This is a genomic window from Longimicrobium sp. (assembly GCF_036387355.1).
In the GTDB taxonomy this organism is placed as follows: domain Bacteria; phylum Gemmatimonadota; class Gemmatimonadetes; order Longimicrobiales; family Longimicrobiaceae; genus Longimicrobium.
Map to the genome: position 1 here is coordinate 1 of NZ_DASVTX010000468.1, position 3975 is coordinate 3975.

Annotated in this window: 5 protein-coding genes; 4 read left to right on the plus strand and 1 reads right to left on the minus strand. The window is 69.8% G+C overall.

Annotated features, from left to right (window positions below):
- The first annotated feature begins 51 nt into the window (after positions 1-51).
- The gene (locus tag VF665_RS20290; RefSeq protein ID WP_331055286.1) at positions 52-414 is read left to right on the plus strand and encodes a hypothetical protein; all 363 of its coding nucleotides are present in this window, start codon (positions 52-54) and stop codon (positions 412-414) included.
- Between the two features lie 1095 nt (positions 415-1509).
- Here VF665_RS20290 and rpsT read toward each other — a convergent pair.
- Positions 1510-1764 (minus strand): 30S ribosomal protein S20, encoded by a 255-nt coding sequence (rpsT, locus tag VF665_RS20295; protein ID WP_331055287.1) that lies wholly within the window; start codon positions 1762-1764, stop codon positions 1510-1512.
- Between the two features lie 156 nt (positions 1765-1920).
- Between rpsT and VF665_RS20300 the strand changes: the two genes are divergently transcribed.
- From VF665_RS20300 to scpB, 3 genes are read left to right on the plus strand one after another with little or no spacing between them, the layout of a single operon-like run.
- Complete coding sequence (locus VF665_RS20300; protein WP_331055288.1) at positions 1921-2616, plus strand: site-2 protease family protein; 696 nt, start codon at positions 1921-1923, stop codon at positions 2614-2616.
- Positions 2613-3359 (plus strand): segregation and condensation protein A, encoded by a 747-nt coding sequence (locus VF665_RS20305; protein ID WP_331055289.1) that lies wholly within the window; start codon positions 2613-2615, stop codon positions 3357-3359. Before VF665_RS20300 ends, VF665_RS20305 begins: the two co-directional genes overlap by 4 nt.
- A complete protein-coding gene (gene scpB / locus VF665_RS20310) occupies positions 3359-3928 on the plus strand; it encodes an SMC-Scp complex subunit ScpB (RefSeq protein ID WP_331055290.1) in 570 nt (189 codons plus the stop codon). The genes VF665_RS20305 and scpB overlap by 1 nt, the downstream gene beginning before the upstream one ends.
- The last annotated feature ends 47 nt before the right edge of the window (positions 3929-3975 follow it).

Below are 3975 nucleotides of genomic sequence, written 5' to 3' on the forward strand. Positions count from 1 at the left end.
TACTGCCGATGGCCATCGGCCCGCAACCACCGACGCTCCTTCACGATTCTGATGCTGAAACGACTCGCCGCCGCCGCCGCGGTTGCCCTTGCGCTGGCCGGCCGCCCCGCCCCGCTGCACGCGCAGGCTCTTCCGTCCCCGCGCTTGGCCGCCCCGACGGATGCGCGCCTGATCGCGCCCGCCGCCACGGTCCGTCCCGCGGCCGCGGTGCAGATGAGCGACGGCGACCTGATCTGGACGGGCGGCTTTCTGGGCGCGGTGGCCGGCCTCATCCTCTTTTACCTGACCGAGGGGCGTGACCACTGCGGCGGAGCCGAGGTGATGGGGTGCGAACTGGGCTATCCCCTTTCCGCGGTGTTCGGCGCCATTCTGGGCAGCCTTGCCGGCGCCGCCATCGGCGAGTTCCGGAAGTAGTCCGCTGTCCGGGTGGATGATGACGGGCGGCTCCCACCGGGGCCGCCCGTTCGCGGATCCTTTCTCCGCGGTTCCCCCCCGACCCGCCGTTCGGCCCGGTGAGGAATCCCGGTGCGGCTGATGTGAAGGATCCGGTGCGCCTGATGCCAATTCGCGCCGCCCCGCGGTGCTACCTCCGCTCCACCGGTGTCCTGCCGCCCACCTCGGCGCTGAGGCGTCATTCTGAAGGAGCGTGCGCCGCGCTTTCCCCGGCACCGCGTTCATGCGCGACTGAAGAATCCCGGACCGAAGCATCCGCCGCGCGGCAGTCCGGCGTGGCGTGCTCCAGGCTCTCCGTAGCACCCGCGGGCTCCGAGCGCGGCGCGCAATCGAGCGTGCATGGGATGCGGTGGCGCGGGATTCTTCGGTCGGCGCCAAAGTTTGGTGTGGCGGACGGTGGGCGAGGCGCCTCCCTCAGAATGACACCCGAAGTCCGAGCCGGGTGACGAATCCCGGTGCACCTGACGTGAGGAATCGCGGTGCGCCTGGTGCCATCTCACGCCGCTCGCGCCGCAGGCGCCGCCTGCGGCAGCACCTCCGCCCTGCCGCCCACCTCGGCGCTGAGGCGTCATTCTGAAGGAGCGTGCACCGTGCTTACCCCGGCGCCGGATCCATGCGCGACTGAAGAATCCCGGACCGAAGCATCCGCCGCGCCGCGGGCCGGCGTGGCGTGCTCCAGCCTCTCCGCGGCACCCGCAGCGTCCGAGCGCGGCGCGCAACCGGGCGTGCATGGGATGCGGTGGCGCGGGATTCTTCGGTCGGCGCCAGAGTCTGGTGTGGCGGACGGTGCGACGCGGCGCCTCCCTCAGAATGACACTCGAAGTCCGAGCCGGGTGAGGAATGCCGGTGCGGCTGATGTGACGGATCCAGTGCGCCTGATGGCAGTCCGCGCCGCCTCGCTGCCGCGCCGGCACCTTCCGCCCCACCGGTGTCCTGCCGCCCACCTCGGTGCTGATATCAGAGCCCGATCTGTTCCCTCTTCCACCGTCCAAGACACGAAAATGCCCGCCGCACTCACGGTGCGGCGGGCATGATCAGAATCCGAAAAACCGGAAATCAGCCGAGGGCGGCGATCCGGACGGTCAGGCGGCTCTTGGCGCGCGCGGCCTTGTTCGGATGGATGATGCGCTTGCGGGCGGCGCGGTCCAGCAGCGACGCAGCCTCGCGGAACGCCGGCGTCGCGTCCTCAGCAGTGGTGGCGGCGCGCACGCGCTTGAGCGCGGTGCGCAGGCGCGAACGGAACTGACGGTTGCGCTCGGCGCGGACCTCGTTGGTCCGCATCCGCTTTTCGGCGGACTTGACGTTCGGCAAGGTTGTTTCTCCAACAAGAATCGGGGCCGCCCGGCACCGATGTATGTTCCGGGACACAAAACAGGAAGCGGGAATTGTACTCCACCGCTCCAGGATTGTCAACCCCGCGCGCGGGCTCGTTTTGACATCCTCCGGGGCCGCATGTAGCTTGCGCGTATGGAATCCTTTGATCTGCAGGCCGTCGTCCTTGCGCTCCCCATTCTGCTCGTGTCGCTGACGGCGCACGAGTTCGGGCACGCCTGGGTGGCCCTCAAGCAGGGCGACGACACCGCGTACATGCAGGGCCGGGTAACCATGAACCCGGCCGCGCACGTGGACTGGATCGGCACCATCCTTTTTCCCGCGCTCGCCATCGGGAGCGGAATGCCGCTGCTGGGGTGGGCCAGGCCGGTGCCCACCAATCCGCGCAAGTTCCGCAGCTACCGCCGCGGCGACATTCTGGTGAGCCTGGCCGGGGTGGCCGCAAACGCCGTCCTGGCCATCGTCTTCGCCCTGGCGCTCTGGATCCTGAGCGCCGCGGTGCCGGCCGGCGGCACGGTCCCGGAAACCGCGGTTACCGCGGGGCGCATGTTCTTCTACGGGATCTTCGCCAACATCGGCCTGATCATCTTCAACCTGCTTCCCATCCCTCCGCTGGACGGGTCGCGGGTGCTGTACCACTACCTCCCCGCGCGCGCCGCGGCCGAGTACCGCAAGCTGTACCAGTACGGCTTCATCATCCTGTGGATCCTGGTGCTTACGGGCGCGCTGCGGTTCATGGCGCCCGTGATCTGGCACCCCACCCGGCTGCTGCTGGAGCCCGCGGTTTCGGCGAATCCCATGCTGGTGGTCACCGTGCTGCAGAGCCTTTGACCGACACGGCGGCGGTCCAGGATCCGTTCTCGGTGGACCTGGAGCGGTTTCACGGGCCGCTGGACCTGCTTCTGCACCTGATCCGCAACCAGGACGTCGATATCTTCGACATCCCCATTGCGCGGATCACGGAGCAGTTTCTGGCCGCCATCCGCAACGTGGAGCGGCTGGAGCTGGAGCGGGCGGGGGAGTTTCTGGAGATGGCGGCCACGCTGGTGCGCATCAAGGCCCAGATGCTCTTTCCCCGCCGCGGCGACGACGACGAGGCGGAGGACCCGCGCGCCGACCTGGTGCGGCGCCTGCTGGAGTACGAGCACTTTCGCGACGCCGCGCGGGTGATGGAGCGCGCCGAGCGCGAGCGGGCGCGCATGTACGGGCGGGGCTACGTGGAGGCGCGCCCGGCCCCGCGCCTGGCCGACCTGCCGCTGCAGACGGAGTGGAGCGAGGTGTGGACGGCCATCCGCCTGCTGGGTGAGCGGCTGAACGCGCCGGAAACCATTCACCACGTGCGCGGCCGCGAGGTGAAGATGGAAGACAAGATCCAGGAGATCCTGGCGCTGCTGGACCGGTCGCGCCGGGTGGAGTTCGCGGAGGTGGTGGCGCCGTGGGGCACGCGCATTCACGCGGTCGCCTCGCTGCTGGCCTGCCTGGAGCTGGCCAAGCGCAGCGTGGTGCAGGTGAAGCAGACGTCGCCCTTTTCCGCCCTGTGGATCTACCGCGCCAAGGCGGAGGCGCAGCCGTGATGCGCGCCAGCCGGGTGATCGAGGCGCTGCTGTTCGCCAGCGAAAGCCCGCTGGCGCCCGCCGACCTGGCCCGCGCGGACGAGGATCTGGACGAGGAAGGGGTGGAGGCCGCCATCGCCGAACTGCGCGCGGAGTACGACCGCGAGGGGCGCGCGTTCACCGTCTTTGAGGTCGGCGGCGGTTATCAGCTCCTCACCCGCCCGGAGTACGCGCCGGTGCTGGAGCGCTTCGACTCCGTCCCCACCGCGCAGCGGCTGAGCGGGCCGGCGCTGGAAACGCTCGCCATCCTGGCCTACCGCCAGCCGGTGGGGCGCGCGGAGGTGGAGGAGATCCGCGGCGTGGGCGCGGGCGGCGTGCTCAAGACGCTGCAGGAACGTGGGTTGATCGAGGTCGTGGGCCGCGGCGAGGGGCTGGGGCGCCCCCTGCTGTACGGCACGACGCAGTTTTTTCTGGAGCATTTCGGCTTCCGGAGCCTCGCGGACCTTCCGCGCTCCGAGGAGCTGCCCGTGGTGCTAGCGCGCCGGGAACCTGTCGAGGAAACACATGGCGATGCAGCCGGGATTCGTTAAGCGCGGGGAACCGCTTCGGCTTCAGACTTTTCTGGCCCGCTCGGGCG